The 15,306-nt window shown below is 43.5% G+C and carries 10 protein-coding genes and 2 pseudogenes; 4 read left to right on the top strand and 8 right to left on the bottom strand.

All coding sequences use genetic code 11. The features are described from left to right. Nucleotides 1-69 (top strand): annotated as a pseudogene (locus C3420_RS14900) (IS200/IS605 family transposase); the annotation flags it as partial. Nucleotides 70-86: 17 nt separating this feature from the next. Here C3420_RS14900 and C3420_RS14895 read toward each other — a convergent pair. The 5 genes and pseudogenes from C3420_RS14895 to C3420_RS14875 all read right to left on the bottom strand — a co-directional run bounded on the left by C3420_RS14895 (nucleotide 87) and on the right by C3420_RS14875 (nucleotide 5,978). After that, entirely contained in the window at nucleotides 87-557 is a 471-nt protein-coding gene (locus C3420_RS14895; RefSeq protein ID WP_004889909.1) for an HAD hydrolase-like protein, read from the bottom strand. Nucleotides 558-800: 243 nt separating this feature from the next. Beyond that, nucleotides 801-1,298, bottom strand: coding sequence for a translation initiation factor IF-3 (gene infC, locus C3420_RS14890; protein ID WP_004889910.1), 498 nt, complete (start codon nucleotides 1,296-1,298; stop codon nucleotides 801-803). Between the two features lie 59 nt (nucleotides 1,299-1,357). Beyond that, on the bottom strand, nucleotides 1,358-3,280 hold the full coding sequence (gene thrS, locus C3420_RS14885; protein WP_004813026.1) for a threonine--tRNA ligase: 1,923 nt from the start codon (nucleotides 3,278-3,280) through the stop codon (nucleotides 1,358-1,360). 237 nt (nucleotides 3,281-3,517) lie between these two features. Then, nucleotides 3,518-4,675: pseudogene (locus C3420_RS14880) on the bottom strand (alanine racemase). Between the two features lie 22 nt (nucleotides 4,676-4,697). Next, entirely contained in the window at nucleotides 4,698-5,978 is a 1,281-nt protein-coding gene (locus C3420_RS14875) for a D-arabinono-1,4-lactone oxidase (protein ID WP_004889919.1), read from the bottom strand. Between the two features lie 481 nt (nucleotides 5,979-6,459). On the opposite strand from C3420_RS14875, the gene C3420_RS14870 reads away from it, so the two are divergent. Further along, nucleotides 6,460-8,100, top strand: a complete 1,641-nt coding sequence (locus tag C3420_RS14870) for an acyl-CoA synthetase (protein WP_004889922.1) — start codon at nucleotides 6,460-6,462, stop codon at nucleotides 8,098-8,100. Nucleotides 8,101-8,156: 56 nt separating this feature from the next. Here the strand turns inward: C3420_RS14870 and C3420_RS14865 are convergent, their stop codons facing one another. Together C3420_RS14865 and znuD are read right to left on the bottom strand one after the other, a co-directional pair. Continuing rightward, nucleotides 8,157-9,620 (bottom strand): phospholipase D-like domain-containing protein, encoded by a 1,464-nt coding sequence (locus C3420_RS14865; RefSeq protein WP_004889924.1) that lies wholly within the window; start codon nucleotides 9,618-9,620, stop codon nucleotides 8,157-8,159. Nucleotides 9,621-9,726: 106 nt separating this feature from the next. Then, complete coding sequence (znuD, locus tag C3420_RS14860; RefSeq protein ID WP_004889927.1) at nucleotides 9,727-11,865, bottom strand: zinc piracy TonB-dependent receptor ZnuD; 2,139 nt, start codon at nucleotides 11,863-11,865, stop codon at nucleotides 9,727-9,729. Between the two features lie 141 nt (nucleotides 11,866-12,006). On the opposite strand from znuD, the gene C3420_RS14855 reads away from it, so the two are divergent. Both C3420_RS14855 and aspS read left to right on the top strand, forming a co-directional pair. Then, nucleotides 12,007-12,771: a DUF4184 family protein gene (locus C3420_RS14855; protein WP_004889930.1), complete on the top strand. Its 765-nt coding sequence runs from the start codon at nucleotides 12,007-12,009 to the stop codon at nucleotides 12,769-12,771. Nucleotides 12,772-12,933: 162 nt separating this feature from the next. Next, nucleotides 12,934-14,718 (top strand): aspartate--tRNA ligase, encoded by a 1,785-nt coding sequence (aspS, locus tag C3420_RS14850; protein WP_004889934.1) that lies wholly within the window; start codon nucleotides 12,934-12,936, stop codon nucleotides 14,716-14,718. A gap of 373 nt (nucleotides 14,719-15,091) precedes the next feature. Here the strand turns inward: aspS and C3420_RS14840 are convergent. Then, nucleotides 15,092-15,306 (bottom strand): hypothetical protein (locus C3420_RS14840; RefSeq protein WP_031991246.1); only part of this gene is annotated, 215 nt, incomplete at its 5' end.

Below are 15,306 nucleotides of genomic sequence, written 5' to 3'. Positions count from 1 at the left end.
GCGTCATGCGGAGGTGCGCCAATCGGAATTATTAAACACTATATTCAGCAACAGCAAACACCGCATTAATGGCTTACGCCAGTCGCTTATATCCTCGGGCTGAACCCCGAAGTTTTACGCTCCAACGAATAAATTGAAGCATTGCTTTCGACCCACTCAAATAGCTGAAACAGTTCCGCACCTAGATACTTTCGGCAATTATTCGGAGTATTGGAGGTGACAATTGCCATGCGAACGCCCTGCTGTTTGAGATGGCGAAGCAAATCCGCAATACCTTCAAACAATTCTGGCATTTTGCCACTACGACGCATCTCCCGTTTACAGTCATACATTAAGCGAAAGGTCTGAAATATTGACAGATTGAGTGCCTGACGGATCTGTCGTGGTGGTAAAGCTCTTAAATGCTCGACCTGATCTTTATGCATCAATGCATAGCGATATTTACCGGCAAAGCAATTCAGCAACTCGATAAACTGTTCAAAGGAATCAACCAGAGTACCATCTATATCAAAAATGACCAGCTGATAGGGTACAACGCGATTATTTAAAAAAGCCATAAGCCAGTCATCCAGCAATTTATGCCAAGTTTAAAAAATATATCTTTTCTCTACTCATATTCACTCATATTTGTAATGTTTATCACTGTAATCCTGATCAAAATTATTTCGGCACAAATAATGTGCGGCATAGTTGAGTTATTTTTTAGGCTTTAAACTGATAGCAGAAACTAGACTGTCTATTTTATGGCTATAAAATAAAAAAGCCCTGCAAGTGCAGGGCTTTTTTCGCTCAATGAGTGCTTACTTTTTCTTTTTAGGACCAAGCAGCATACCCATTTGACGGCCTTCCATTTTTGGAGACTGTTCAACTACACCAATTTCCGCTACATCAGCTTCAATTTTTTGTAATTGAGCCAGACCCAACTGTTGGTGAGCCATCTCACGACCACGGAAACGAAGCGTGATTTTTACCTTGTTGCCTTCTTCAAGGAACTTGATAATTGCACGCAGTTTTACGTTGTAATCACCTACATCAGTACCAGGGCGTAGCTTGATTTCTTTCACCTGTACTTGATGTTGTTTTTTCTTCGCTTCTTTCTGCTTTTGTTTAAGATCAAACAAATGCTTGTTAAAGTCCATGATTTTACAAACAGGTGGCTCAGCATTTGCTACGATCTCTACAAGATCAAGCTCTACGCTTTCTGCTGCACGTAAAGCTTCAGTTAAGCTTACTATACCTTTTTGCTCACCATTTTCGTCTACAAGACGGACTTCTTTCGCACGAATTTCATCATTCAACGCAGGACGGTTTGATTTGTTACCGCCCTGTTGATTACGGTCAGGCTGTTTAATCGCTGTTACTCCACAATGTACCGGCCGCGTTCGGCAACGGCTGTTTTTACCAGATCAACGAAAGCATCGATTGACATGGTACCCAAATTTGTTCCTGAGCGTGTACGGACATTTACCGTACCTTCCTCTACTTCACGGTCCCCAAGTACCAGTAAGTAAGGAATACGCTCTAAAGTACGTTCACGAATCTTAAAGCCGATTTTCTCATTTCTCAAGTCGGAAATCGCGCGGATACCGCTTTCTTTAAGTTTTGCGACGACTGACTCACAAGCCTCGGCTTGAGAATCGGTAATATTCATGACACACGCCTGAATTGGTGATAACCAAGGTGGCATAAAGCCTGCGTAGTGTTCAATAAGTATACCAATAAAACGCTCGAAACTGCCAAGAATTGCACGATGTAACATTACTGGCTGATCACGGTCGTTGTCTTCGGTCACGTAAGATGCATCTAGACGTTCTGGAAGGTTGAAGTCACATTGAATCGTACCGCATTGCCATACACGGCCCAAGCAGTCTTTCAATGAGAATTCGATCTTCGGACCGTAGAACGCACCCTCACCTGGCTGCAATTCCCACTCCAGACCAGCAGCATCTAAAGCATCTGCCAAAGATTTTTCTGCCATATCCCAAAGTGTATCATCACCAACACGTTTTTCAGGACGAGTTGACAACTTCATTTGTACTTCTTCGAAGCCAAAATCTTTGTATACATCGAGTGTCAATTTGATAAAGTCTGCAACTTCAGTACCGATTTGCTCTTTGGTACAGAAAATATGTGCATCATCTTGGGTAAAGCCGCGAACACGCATAATCCCATGTAAAGAACCTGATGGTTCGTTACGGTGACATGACCCGAATTCTGCCAGACGTACCGGAAGATCACGGTATGACTTTAAGCCTTGGTTGAACACTTGTACGTGACAAGGACAGTTCATTGGCTTCACCGCATAGTTACGATTTTCAGAATGCGTCGTAAACATGTTGTCTGCATAGTTGGCAGCATGGCCTGATTTTTCCCATAACGTGAAATCAACCACCTGTGGTGTGCGGATTTCTTCGTAGCCATTGTCCTGCTGAACTTTACGCATGTACTGTTCAAGAACCTGGTAAATGGTCCAGCCATTCGGATGCCAGAACACCATACCCGGTGCTTCTTCCTGCATATGGAACAAGTCTAGCGCTTTACCGATTTTACGGTGATCACGTTTTTCTGCTTCTTCGATACGTTTTACATAAGCAGCAAGCTGTTTTTTGTCCGCCCACGCTGTACCGTAAATACGTTGTAACTGTTCATTTTTCGCATCACCGCGCCAGTAAGCACCCGAGATTTTAGTCAGCTTAAACGATTTTAAGAATTTAGTATTTGGAACGTGCGGACCACGGCACATATCCAAATAGTCTTGATGGTAATACAAGCCCATTTGTGTTTCTTCAGGCATGTCTTCGATCAGACGGAGTTTGTATTCTTCGCCACGCGCAGTGAATTCTTTGATCACTTCATCACGTGGTGTCATTTTTTTGATGACATCGTAGTCTTGATCGATGAGCTTTTTCATACGCTCTTCAATCGCTGCCATATCGTCTAGAGTAAATGGACGTGGCATCCAGATGTCATAGTAGAAACCTTCTTCAATGACTGGACCAATTACCATTTTTGCTTCTGGGAACAATTGCTTAACAGCATGACCCACTAGGTGTGCGCAAGAGTGACGAATGATATGAACACCATCTTCGTCTTTCGGCGTAATAATCTGTAAGGTTGCGTCTTCAGTAATAAGATCACAAGCGTCTACTAAACGATCGTTCACACGACCTGCAACAGTATTTTTTGCTAGACCAGGACCGATGCTTTGAGCAACTTCCATCACAGATACGGCTTGATCAAACTGTTTTTGATCGCCATTTGGCAAAGTGATAATTGGCATATGAAATCCTTAAGGAGTGATGCCCCGTACAATGGAGCATGTCACCGCGAGATTATGATCGAGGAGAACCTCAAAAGATAAAAACGGTGGATAAATAAAAATCGCCTAGAATTTTACACGTCTCGGGCCATTTAATAAACCGTTAATCCTTTTTTCTCGGCTGAAAACATGCTTTGCTGCCAATCCCTTGCAGGATATTCAGAATGACTTGGGAGATAGCCACCATGATCCATCCTGTTATTCCCTAAAATTCTCCCACTTTTGATATTGTCCCTGCTCATAAGCATACAGCGAAGCAAATTGTGGCAGAATCGATTCACTTTGGGCGGGCCGGAAAAATACATAATCATCGACCTGAATCCGGCAACTAGATGGAATCTGCAACAATTCCTGATTACTACTGCGTCCATACAGTAAATGTGGCTTCGCACCTGGCGGATAGATACATTTCCCGCGCCAGTAACCACCATAAATACATACCGCCCGTTGCCGCGGTTGAAACCGCTTTAATCGCTCTAATCCAGGTAACTGAATTTGGTCCAGCACTTTCAATACTGGTGCAGCAATCCATAAAGCCGGTTGCATGGGCTCTAGGCCTTCCAGATCAAAATCAGTTGGCTTGAGCAACATTGAACCGAAGGATACATCATTACAGACCGTCTGGATAAAGTGGTGATGCAAGGTACCACTTCCCGCTCCATTCAGACAAAGAGCAGACAGATCCAGCTCAGGCAGCATCTGGCACATGACATTCATGAAGTTCATATAACACTGTTGAGATTTCTGATAGCTCTGGATGGGAGGAAATAATGCACTAGGCAACTTAGAAACATGAGCATCGTAACCCATCAGACCACTTAAACTCAGATATTCCGAATGGCTTTTGATAATCGCCAGGCAGTGCATAAACTGCTCTAGATCTGACAACCCACCACGATGAAGGCCAATATCAATTTCCAGATTGATCCGCAGCTGTAGATTCCGCTCCTTGGCATATGTCAGATAATTTTTCAGACGCTCAGCTGAATCAATCAGTCACTGCACTTTCGGCAGATGCTCAGCCTGATCTTCGGTAAAGCTTTTCAGGCATTGCAAAGGCACTGGCTTGCCCATCAGAATATCTGCCTGCGTATAGGCTTGCAGGATATGGACCGCATGCGGAAGATGGAACACCATAAAAGACTGGGTATTAAAGGCTTTAGCAATTCGTTTTAGCAATATTGAATTGGCTAATGATTTCACCACCAGACGCGGTTTCAGATGGGTCGGCATCTTATGTTGTAACCAGTCAATATTCTGTTCCAGCTTAGACAAATCCAGAATCAATTGAGGTTGTCCATTTCCTTGCTCATGCAGAGTTTTCTGGAGTTCCTGAAAGTAGTCAAGATATAGCATACTGTATTCCTCCTCAGCTCATTCAAGATGGAATGAACAGGCGCTCCAGATAAGGATTGAGCCATTTATCCTGTGGATCAAGGGATTTTCGTAACTGCATAAACTCATCCCATTTCGGATAGAGTTCACAAAGCTGTCGGGCTTCCAGCGAATGCAGCTTGCCCCAGTGCGGGCGTCCTCCGTATTTTCTGAAAATCGGTTCTACCAGATCAAAAATCACCTGATAATCCTGTTTGTAAAATTGATGTACGGAGATCGAAACTGAATCTTGTTGATAAAATGGACTTAGCCAGATATCGTCCCCACGTACATAACGAAATTCAATTGGAAAAAATACCGGCGCTTTCTGTTGCTGTAGTATTTCCATAACCTCCTCAAAACAGGCCAGTCCCTGTTTCACCGGCAGCTGATATTCCATTTCATTAAAACGGGTATTACGTACACTAGGAAAAATACGGCTGGACCAGTCCACTGCTTTCGATGGCCGGATCGCTATATTTAACAGACGCTGTAACCAGGGATTCAGTCCTGGCCAAATTCGATTCAGCTCACAGCACATGTTCAACATGAAGTCCTCATCCAGCCAACCATCCGGTCTTGCCTGTGCTTCTTCCTGGGTTTCATCCAGACTTTTTAGAATGACATTATCGCTATGGGTAAAGGCCCAGAACTCTATATGCCGGTGCTGATGCTTCCATTTATCGATGCTTGCATATAGATCGGTGAGTGAGCAAAGTCGAATCTGCTCCTGCAACCTGTACATGGGCCGGTTTTGTAGCTGGATACGGGTCATAATGCCCAGACTGCCACATGCCACCCGTCCTGCAGCAAAGATATCTGCATTCTGCTCAGAGTTACAGCATAGCAAGTGACCGTCCGCAGTCAGCAATTCAAATTCAGAAACCAGAGCAGAAAGACAAGGTAACTCCACCCCGGTTCCATGCGTACCTGTAGCAATGGCACCTGCCAGACTTTGCCGGTCGATATCCCCTTGGTTTGCCAATGCCTGATCAATGGTGGCCAGCTTCTCACCCACATCATACAAACGGGTCCCGGCCCAAAAGGTACTGCGACACTGTTCTCGATCATAGTCACACATCCCTTTAAGCTGATCTAGGCAAACCAGCACGTCGCTGGTTTTTGCCAAGGCACTAAAGGAATGGCTTGCACCCACAACACGTAATTTTGGATAGACACGCACAAGCCCCTGCAGCATCTCAATGCTGTAAGGATGAAAAATACTGGGACTGGATCGCTGGGAACCTGACCAGTTGGCCCACATCTCTGCACGTGCTATCTCCATAGCGGCTTCCTTTTACCCGGTTTTAAGTCAATAAAACCCGGACATAATTGCTCTTATTTTTGTTGTTATGAATATCTTTTTATTTAGAAATCATCATGCAGTCATTTAGAGAAACAAGTCAATTTTAAAGTCTATGTAAATTTGTAAAACTCGTTTTTTTATAAATACTTGCAAAATAATTTGATTTTATTAGTCACTAATCCACAAAAATAAAAGCCAGTCATTTTATCTATTTGCGCGGGTCTTTGAAGCTAAATTTCACACCGGATTCTATTTAACCCAACTTTATTCTGTTTATTATAGTGACAGACATGTAAAGTAACAGTTCATTTTATCCATCAAAGTTCAATAAAAACAAAAATATAGATATTAAAAGCTTGATCTTTCATTCACGCTCGACTAAAGCATAAATGTCACAATCACTAAAAATTGCTAGATTTAGAGTAATTAAATAATAATTATTTATTCAGGGAGTAGAACAATGGGCAGTGCATATGATGAATTACCACGCACACCAGCAAACTTTGTAGCGCTTTCACCTTTACGCTATCTAGAACGTGCGGCCTATATCTATCCCAACCAGAATGCCATTATTCATGGCCAGCGTGAAATTACCTGGCGTGACACTTATCAGCGCTGTCGTCGGTTCGCTCACCAGTTGCAACAGCTTGGTGTAGGCAAAAATGATACCGTATCTGTCCTTTTACCTAACGTCCCAGCCATGATTGAGGCGCACTTTGCTGTTCCGATGGCAGGTGCTGTACTGAATACCTTAAATACCCGTTTAGATGCCAAGACTTTGGCTTTTATGCTAGAACATGCGGAAACTAAAGTTCTACTTGTCGATCCTGAATTTACTGCTGTGGCGCAGGAAGCGCTGGCACTGATCAAGCAGGATATTTATATCATCGATGTAGCAGATGAGAACTATGAAGAAGCTGCTGATCGTATTGGCCAGATTGAATATGAAAGCTGGCTGGCTCAAGGCGATGCCAATTTTGAATGGCACTTGCCACAAGATGAATGGGACGCAATCAGCCTGAACTATACTTCAGGTACAACTGGCAACCCAAAAGGCGTGGTTTATCATCATCGCGGTGCGTATATTAATGCAGCCAGCAACATTATTGCCTGTGGCATGATGCCACGTGCAACCTATCTCTGGACCCTGCCATTATTCCACTGTAATGGCTGGTGTTTTGCCTGGACCATGGCGGCCAACGGCGGAACCAATGTCTGCTTACGCAAAGTTGATCCTGAACTGATCTTTCAGCTGATTGCCACACATAAAGTCGATTATTTCTGTGGTGCACCAATTGTCCTGTCGATGCTCATCAATACACCGGAAGAGAAAAGAACCAAATTTGATCACCGTGTAGAAGTTATGGTGGCAGGTGCTGCGCCTCCAGCAGCCATCATTGAAGGTATGCGCAATATTGGTATCAATGTAACCCACGTCTATGGTTTAACCGAGACATATGGTCCTTCTGCCCTATGTGCATCTCAAGCTGGCTGGTCCGATCTCACCATCCAGGAACAGGCCCAGTTGCACTCACGTCAAGGTGTACCATATCCATTGCAGGATGGTATGAAAGTGCTTGATCCTGAAACCATGCAGGAAGTGCCACATGATGGTAAAACGCTGGGCGAGATCATGTTCCGCGGTAACATCGTCATGAAAGGTTATCTGAAAAATCCGGAAGCTACGGCAGAAGCCTTTGCCGGTGGCTGGTTCCATACCGGTGACCTCGCTGTTTGCCAGCCAGACGGTTATGCCAAAATCACTGACCGCTCTAAAGATGTCATCATTTCTGGTGGTGAAAATATTTCTTCGCTAGAAGTAGAGGAAGTGCTGTATCAGCACCCTGCGATTCTGACTGCAGCGGTAGTCGCCAAACCAGATCCACGCTGGCAGGAAGTGCCGTGTGCCTTTATTGAACTCAAACAGGGCTTCGAAGTTACACCAGAAGAAATTATTGAATTTTGTCGTGAACATTTGGCGCGTTTCAAAGTGCCAAAAGATGTGGTGATTACTGAGATTCCAAAAACTTCGACTGGCAAGCTGCAAAAATTTGTCCTGCGTGAATGGGCCAAAGAACGCTCAACTGGTGAGTTTAGCTAATCCATTATTATTCGATAAAAAAAGGAAGTCATCTCGACTTCCTTTTGATTTCTCATCTAGAACGTCGACCAGCCACTCCATTCCATAAAACGGTATAGCCAGTATTTAAAGAACGAATCTTCTGCATATTGCGTATAGTCCACGCTCATGGCACGACCATTCAGATTTGACCATGCACCGTCAAAATATTGCTGGGCATCCTTGAACACTTCGGCCTGAGGCTGACCTAGCACACGCATATTGGTTTCCAGATTATAGTTTTTCAGATTCCGTACGGTAAAATTAGCCGAGCCTAAAATCATTTCAGCTTGCTGAGCATTGCGCTTCATCAGTATTTTACTATGACATTGCTCTCCTTGAGTACGGCACCAGCGCACATCAATATCTGCTTTATGCAGTTCCCAAGCCACTTGCCGGTTTGGAATCCCGTTTTTCTCACGGCCAAAAGCATCTTTATTTGGATCGAGTAAAACCCGGACTTTGACACCACGTTCATGTGCCGCAATCAGACTTTTAATAATTTTGCGCTCAGATAAATAAAACATCGCCAGATCAATCTGCTCATTTGCTTTGGCTGTCTGAATGAGATTCAGAATCGCATCATAAATAGCTTTTTCAGTCAGCACCTGAACTTGTGGCTGGCTGCTGTCTGCCTGAAAATCCCCGGCGACAATGGCAGGCATATTGGCTTGTGACATCATGCCGACAGATTGCTCTGTTTTCAGGATATCCACAGCGGTGCTACCCCAGACCAATAAACCAATATTGGAATGCCGCGAACTGCCATCATGCGGGTTCATGGATGTGACCAGTGCTTTCCAGCCTTGATCGGTATCCACCACCATAGTTTTGCGATGATTGGCTTTAAAGTTAAACAGCTCAAAATAACTGCGCAGGGTAATTTTTTCTGTTCCAAATGGATTCGGCAACCAGCCCTTTTCCGGATTATTGCCAATGCCCTGGCAACAGATATACCAGAAGCCGGACCAGCTTGGATTGGAAGCCCGCAATGGCATCAGATTGGTTTCAATCACATCAACACCGTGCTGACGTAGGGCTCGATACTGCTCGGATCGAATTCCGCCATAGACCGAATTGATCGGATCGGTAATAAATTTGATTTCGACTTCAGGTTGCAACAGACGTTTACTGATTAAAGCATCCGTCAGTTGTTGACTTAATGCCTGATGTTCCTGCGTAGATGCCCCAGTTTGCTGATTAAATAAAAACATATCAAGCACGATCAGCGATTTGGCTTCTTCAATCATGTTCAGCATTTCATTAAAAATGCGATGATCTAGCTGCTGCTTGCCTTGTGCATCCAGATAAGTCTGATCAGCCAGAAACTTGACTTCGGCATGACGCAGCTTGCCCGTATAATTCAGACCTTCCGGCAAAGGCTTATACGTGTGGTAGATCGCTGAAGCCAGATAACCCACGGCCAGCATACTAATGATCAAAGTCGCATAACGGCGATTCGACCAGTTCAATTTATTGTGAATTCGTTGAAAGATACGCATAAGAAAAAACCTAACCCAATATACTCAGGCTAGGTTTTATCTTATGATTTTTCAAGTAGATTTCAGTGAGATCTAGATGATTTGGTCGATTATTTTCGTAGACCTGTTAGAAATCATACTGCACGCCGACAGTAAAGTTGCGACCGACTTGCGGAATATTGGACAGGAATGAAGTATGTGAATACACCTGATCATCAAGCAGATTGTTGGCTTTGAAATAAACCCGGTAAGCATTTTTATCTGCAATGCTATTGGCATAACTTAAGCCAACATTCACCATATTGTAGCCCTGGGTTTCATTTTCATAACTGGCAATCTTGTCCTGATTAAAGACATGATAATATTCAGCCAGACCTGACCAGCCATCGGCAAAGTCTGCTTCGACTTTGGTTCCTAAGCGGCCCGCGGGTACACGTGGTGCATTTTCACCTTCAATCTTGCCACGCACATAGTCACCAAAAACACTGACTTTATACATGTCATTGATCTGGTAACCTGCCTGTGCCTCAGTCCCATAGAATCTGGCTTTGTCTTGGGTATACTGCACACCGCGTAAATTACCTTTCTGCGCTATTGTTTCGCCATAAATATAATCATCGAACCAGTTGTGATACACATGCACATGGTAATCCAGTTGATCACCTTCATAATGCAGACCCAATTCAAGATTATTTGAAGTTTCTTTATCGAGGTCAGGGTTACCGAGTTCATACGTATTGGTGGCAAAATGCAGGCCATCCGCGTACAGCTCTTGGGCCAAAGGCAAACGCTGCTGATGTGATCCCACCACAGAAAGCTTGTAGTTTGGTGCAAATTTCCAGTTGGCCGCAGCAGATGCAGATACGCCAGTGCCTGAATAATCTTTCTGCTCCGAATCTACTTTCACTTTTTGATGTTCAACGCGTGCGCCCAACTCGACATGCACATCGCCGAACTGTTTATGTTCCAAAGCAAATAAGCTGTATTTCTGGGTTTTGGTGTCTGGCATGAACACCTCATGATTATGACCAGCATGTTCACTATGATCATGCTCATGTCCTTCATCATCATGCTCGTCATGGCCATGGGATTCTGGAGCGGACAAATTAATTTTCTGCTGTGAAAGCTGGGTTCCAACTACCCCTTCCCAGCCTGCAACTGGTACATGCACCAGCTCTAAACGACCGTCATAGCCCTTACTTTTAAAATTACTGATCACTTCGCTTTCTTCAAGCTCATCATGTTCATAGTCAGTAAAGCTGGCATGCGCTCGCAGTTTTTCCACACCGGTAAATGGTTGCTCCAGTTCGGTACGCACCTCATAACGCTCGGATTTTAAATCCACCCAAGGTCCAGCTGTTTCTTCATGATCGTGCTCATCTTCATCTGGTTTTGGGCAGTGAAAATGATCTCCATGAATTTCACAACCATGATATTCATGACTATGACCGGGCAAGCCATACTGATCCTGACGGTTACTATAGGACAGACCGACAAAACCTCGGTCATGAATCCATGAACCGCCAATATTCACCGTTTGCCCTTCGGCAAAGGTATTGCCTACACGGCGTTCTTTATGAAAGTGGGAGTGATCTCCATGCGGCTCTTCGACCACATAATCCGGGGCAATATAATCATTGGCTTTACGCTTTGAGCCTTCTACACGCAAAGCAAAATTTTCACCAATACTCGCTGTCACACCAGCACTTGCTAACTTTTCGTCACTACCTGAGTTATAACGCAGGCCGACTGTACCTTCCAGACCATCTTCAGGCATCTGGGTCGGAATTTTTTGATCGGTGACATTCACCAACCCACCGACTGTACCGGCACCGTAAAGTAATGTAGATGGACCGCGAATCACTTCTACCTGCTTCGCCAGAATCGGATCGACGGTGACAGCATGATCCGGAGACAAGGTCGAAACATCAGCAGTTTCTGAAGCATGCTGCAACACTTTCACACGTGGGCCATCCTGACCTCGAATGACCGGACGACTTGCACCTGTACCAAACTGATTTGAATAGACACCCAATTCATCTGCCAGTGCATCACCAATGGTCGTCGCACGCTCAGATAATGCTTTTTGATCCACCACATGATCCGCAACCGCAAAATCTGCTGCGGTTTGTATCAATGGATGGGCCTGAACCTGGATGGTTTCCAGCGTTTGTACAGCTACTGTCGCTTCTTCTTGTTGTGCGAATGCTGATGGTGTAATAACCGCAAAAATAGAGACTGTTATTAAATTCTTATGAAAAGACATGACCCAAGCTCAAAATGACTAAAATAGAATAATGTTATAATATAACATTTCATTATTTTTGCAATCGTTTACGATAACCAGTGATATATTTTATTAGAATGCTTTTTGAATATTTTTTTATTACATTAAAACATTATTTTTATGCCCTTTACCTTATCGCATGCTGTGCTTGCTCCACCTATTTCACGTTTAAGCGGTAATCGGCTACCGATTGCTGCGATGGCGATTGGCTGTATGGTGCCCGATTTACATCGACTCTTTACTTCGAGCAATTCAAATATCACGCATTTATGGTCTTCGCTGATTCATCCAGACCTCTGGATTGGGCTGGCTTTCTGTAGCATCTGGTATCTGGTTTACCGGCCAGTAATTTACCGTTTCATCGGTATTTATCATGATTTAGATATTTACAGCATCCTTTCAGCTTTAAGATTTATCTTGGCGATGTGTCTGGCACTGATCATCGGCACAGCCACTCATTTAATCTGGGATGGTCTGACCCACGTCGATTTTCGGACTTTTGCCTTCCATGAAATCTTAGCGCAACAGTTTCAGTTATTTGGACAAAGTTATCCGCTGCACCGGATTTTACAGATTGGCACATCTTTTCTAGCCTTACCTTTTATATTGTGGATGAGTGTGCACTACTATAAAAAGCATCGCCAATATCTCGCAGTCAGCCTAAAAATCAAGTCATTTGCCTGGGGCTTATTTTTCTTTTCTATATTAACCGCTCTGTTTTCAGTCTGGGATTATGCACGCTATATTCCTACAGACGTCTGGCAATCGGATCTCTATTATTTTACTGGACGATCTATTAATGAATTTAGCCAAGGCTTTCTGATTACCTTTAGTCTGGGCTGTTTATTGTTTTTATTTTTAGACAGAGGTAGTAGGATGGGATAGACAAAGCGCTGGCTTTTCTTCTATTTACTTTAAAGTGATATTGTTTTTGACCCAAGTTCTTGTGACTACATGCCCAAAGAGGCATAATCCTACCTTTACGAAAAGCGGTACGCTGTTTACGTATTCGCTGACCTTAAACCATATAGTTGGATTTTTAACGCTATGATGCGAACTCATTACTGCGGTTCATTAACCGAAGCTCAAATTGACCAAACCGTAACATTATGCGGTTGGGTTCACCGTCGCCGTGACCACGGTGGTGTAATCTTCCTTGACATGCGTGACCGTGACGGTCTTGTTCAAGTGGTTATTGACCCAGATACTCCTGAAGCATTCGCAACTGCCGACAAATCACGTTCAGAATTTGTATTAAAAATTACAGGCCGCGTACGTCGTCGTTATGCAGGAACTGAAAACGCAAATATCACCAGCGGTCAAATCGAAGTTCTGGGTAAAGAAATTGAAGTTCTTGCTGCGTCAGAAACTCCGCCATTCCCATTGAATGACGAAAATACCAACATTTCTGAAGAAGTACGTTTAAAGTACCGTTTCCTGGACATCCGTCGCCCTGAAATGTTAGACCGTTTACGTTTCCGTTCTAAACTGACTAACCTGATTCGTAACTACTTCGAAGACAATGGCTTCCTAGACGTTGAAACTCCGATCTTAACTCGTGCTACGCCTGAAGGTGCACGTGACTATCTAGTACCAAGTCGTGTTTCTAACGGTAGCTTCTATGCCCTGCCACAATCACCACAGTTATTCAAACAGTTGTTGATGGTGGGTGGTATCGATCGTTACTACCAAATCGCAAAATGTTTCCGTGACGAAGACTTGCGTGCTGACCGTCAGCCTGAATTCACCCAGATCGACGTTGAAACATCGTTCATGAGTGACGATGACATCATGGATTTGATGGAAACATTAACCGTGAAGATGTTCAAAGAACTTCTAAACGTTGAATTCGACAAATTCCCACGTATGACTTATGCAGATGCCATGCGTGACTATGCATCTGATAAACCGGATATGCGTATTCCTTTGAAACTGGTTGACGTTGCAGACATGATGCAAGACGTTGAGTTCAAAGTATTCGCAGGTCCTGCTAAAGATCCTAAAGGCCGTATCGTTGCGCTTCGCGTACCGGGTGCAGGTTCATTACCACGTAGCCAGATTGATGAATACACTAAATTTGTAGGCATCTATGGCGCGAAAGGTTTGGCGTATATCAAAGTCAACGAACTTGAAAAAGGCATCGAAGGTCTTCAGTCTCCAATCGTGAAATTCATCGAGCCAATCGTGCTGGATCTATTGAAACGTGTTGGCGCTGAAAATGGCGACATCGTGTTCTTTGGTGCGGACAAAGCCAAAGTTGTTAATGATGCGATGGGTGCTTTACGTATCAAAGTCGGTCATGACATGAAACTTGCAACTTGCGAGTGGGCACCGCTTTGGGTAGTTGACTTCCCGATGTTCGAAGAAACTGATGATGGCAAATGGACTTCTGTGCATCACCCATTCACGCTGCCAAAATCAAGCGTTGAAGAAGTGAAGAACAATCCGGGTGCTGCGCTTTCAGTTGCTTATGACATGGTATTGAATGGTACTGAAATCGGCGGTGGTTCTTTACGTATTCATAACCTTGAAATGCAAAAAGCGATCTTCGAAGCACTTGGTATTGGTGAAGAAGAAGCAGAAGAGAAATTCAGCTTCTTGTTAAATGCATTACGCTATGGCGCACCTCCGCACGGTGGTCTGGCATTCGGTCTTGACCGTTTGGTGATGTTAATGACCGGTGCATCATCTATCCGTGACGTGATTGCATTCCCGAAAACCAAGACTGCTGAATGTCCATTGACACAAGCACCTGCACCAGTTGAATCAAATCAATTGCGTGATTTGGGTATTCGCTTACGTGAAAAACCAAAAGCTGAAGAAGCTAAGTAATATTTAGCGACTGATGTGATAAGCCCTGCTCTGTGCAGGGCTTTTTTATCATGATCTTAGCGATTCATTATAGTTTTAACTAGGGCTTTGAGTATAAAAAATCTTATCCTTTCAGTATGAAAATATAGATAAATTTTTTTAAACTATTTTTCACAATATTTTATATTAACCATTAAGTTGCTTTGCTATTTTTGATGAAGAGTCAGATTTTTAGGCGCTTATATAATTTTCACGATTAAACTCGCTTATTAAAGAGTCTTTTTTAAAATATGTATTTTCTACTAACTTTTTTAGCTATATTACCTTTACGCATTTTACAATTGTTCGGGTACATAATTGCTTGGTTTTTATATCAAACCAATTCATGGCGAATTCAAACATGAGGTGCGACAGTTTGAAAAGTCTTATGATAATCAACAAGCTGAGCAAATTTCTCTAATGGTGTAAGCCAATCTAACGCTTTTCTAGGACGAGTATTCAGTGACATGGCAACTTGATTTAAATAATGCTGATCTGCCTGATTTAAATCAATCCCTTTAGGTAAATATTGCCTAATTAAACCATTCATATTTTCGCATGTGCCTTTTT

The sequence above is a fragment of the Acinetobacter sp. ACNIH3 genome, from assembly GCF_002918965.1.
GTDB lineage: Bacteria > Pseudomonadota > Gammaproteobacteria > Pseudomonadales > Moraxellaceae > Acinetobacter > Acinetobacter schindleri.
The sequence above is the reverse complement of the archived record's forward strand: the minus strand, read 5'-3'. Positions and strand labels throughout refer to the sequence as shown.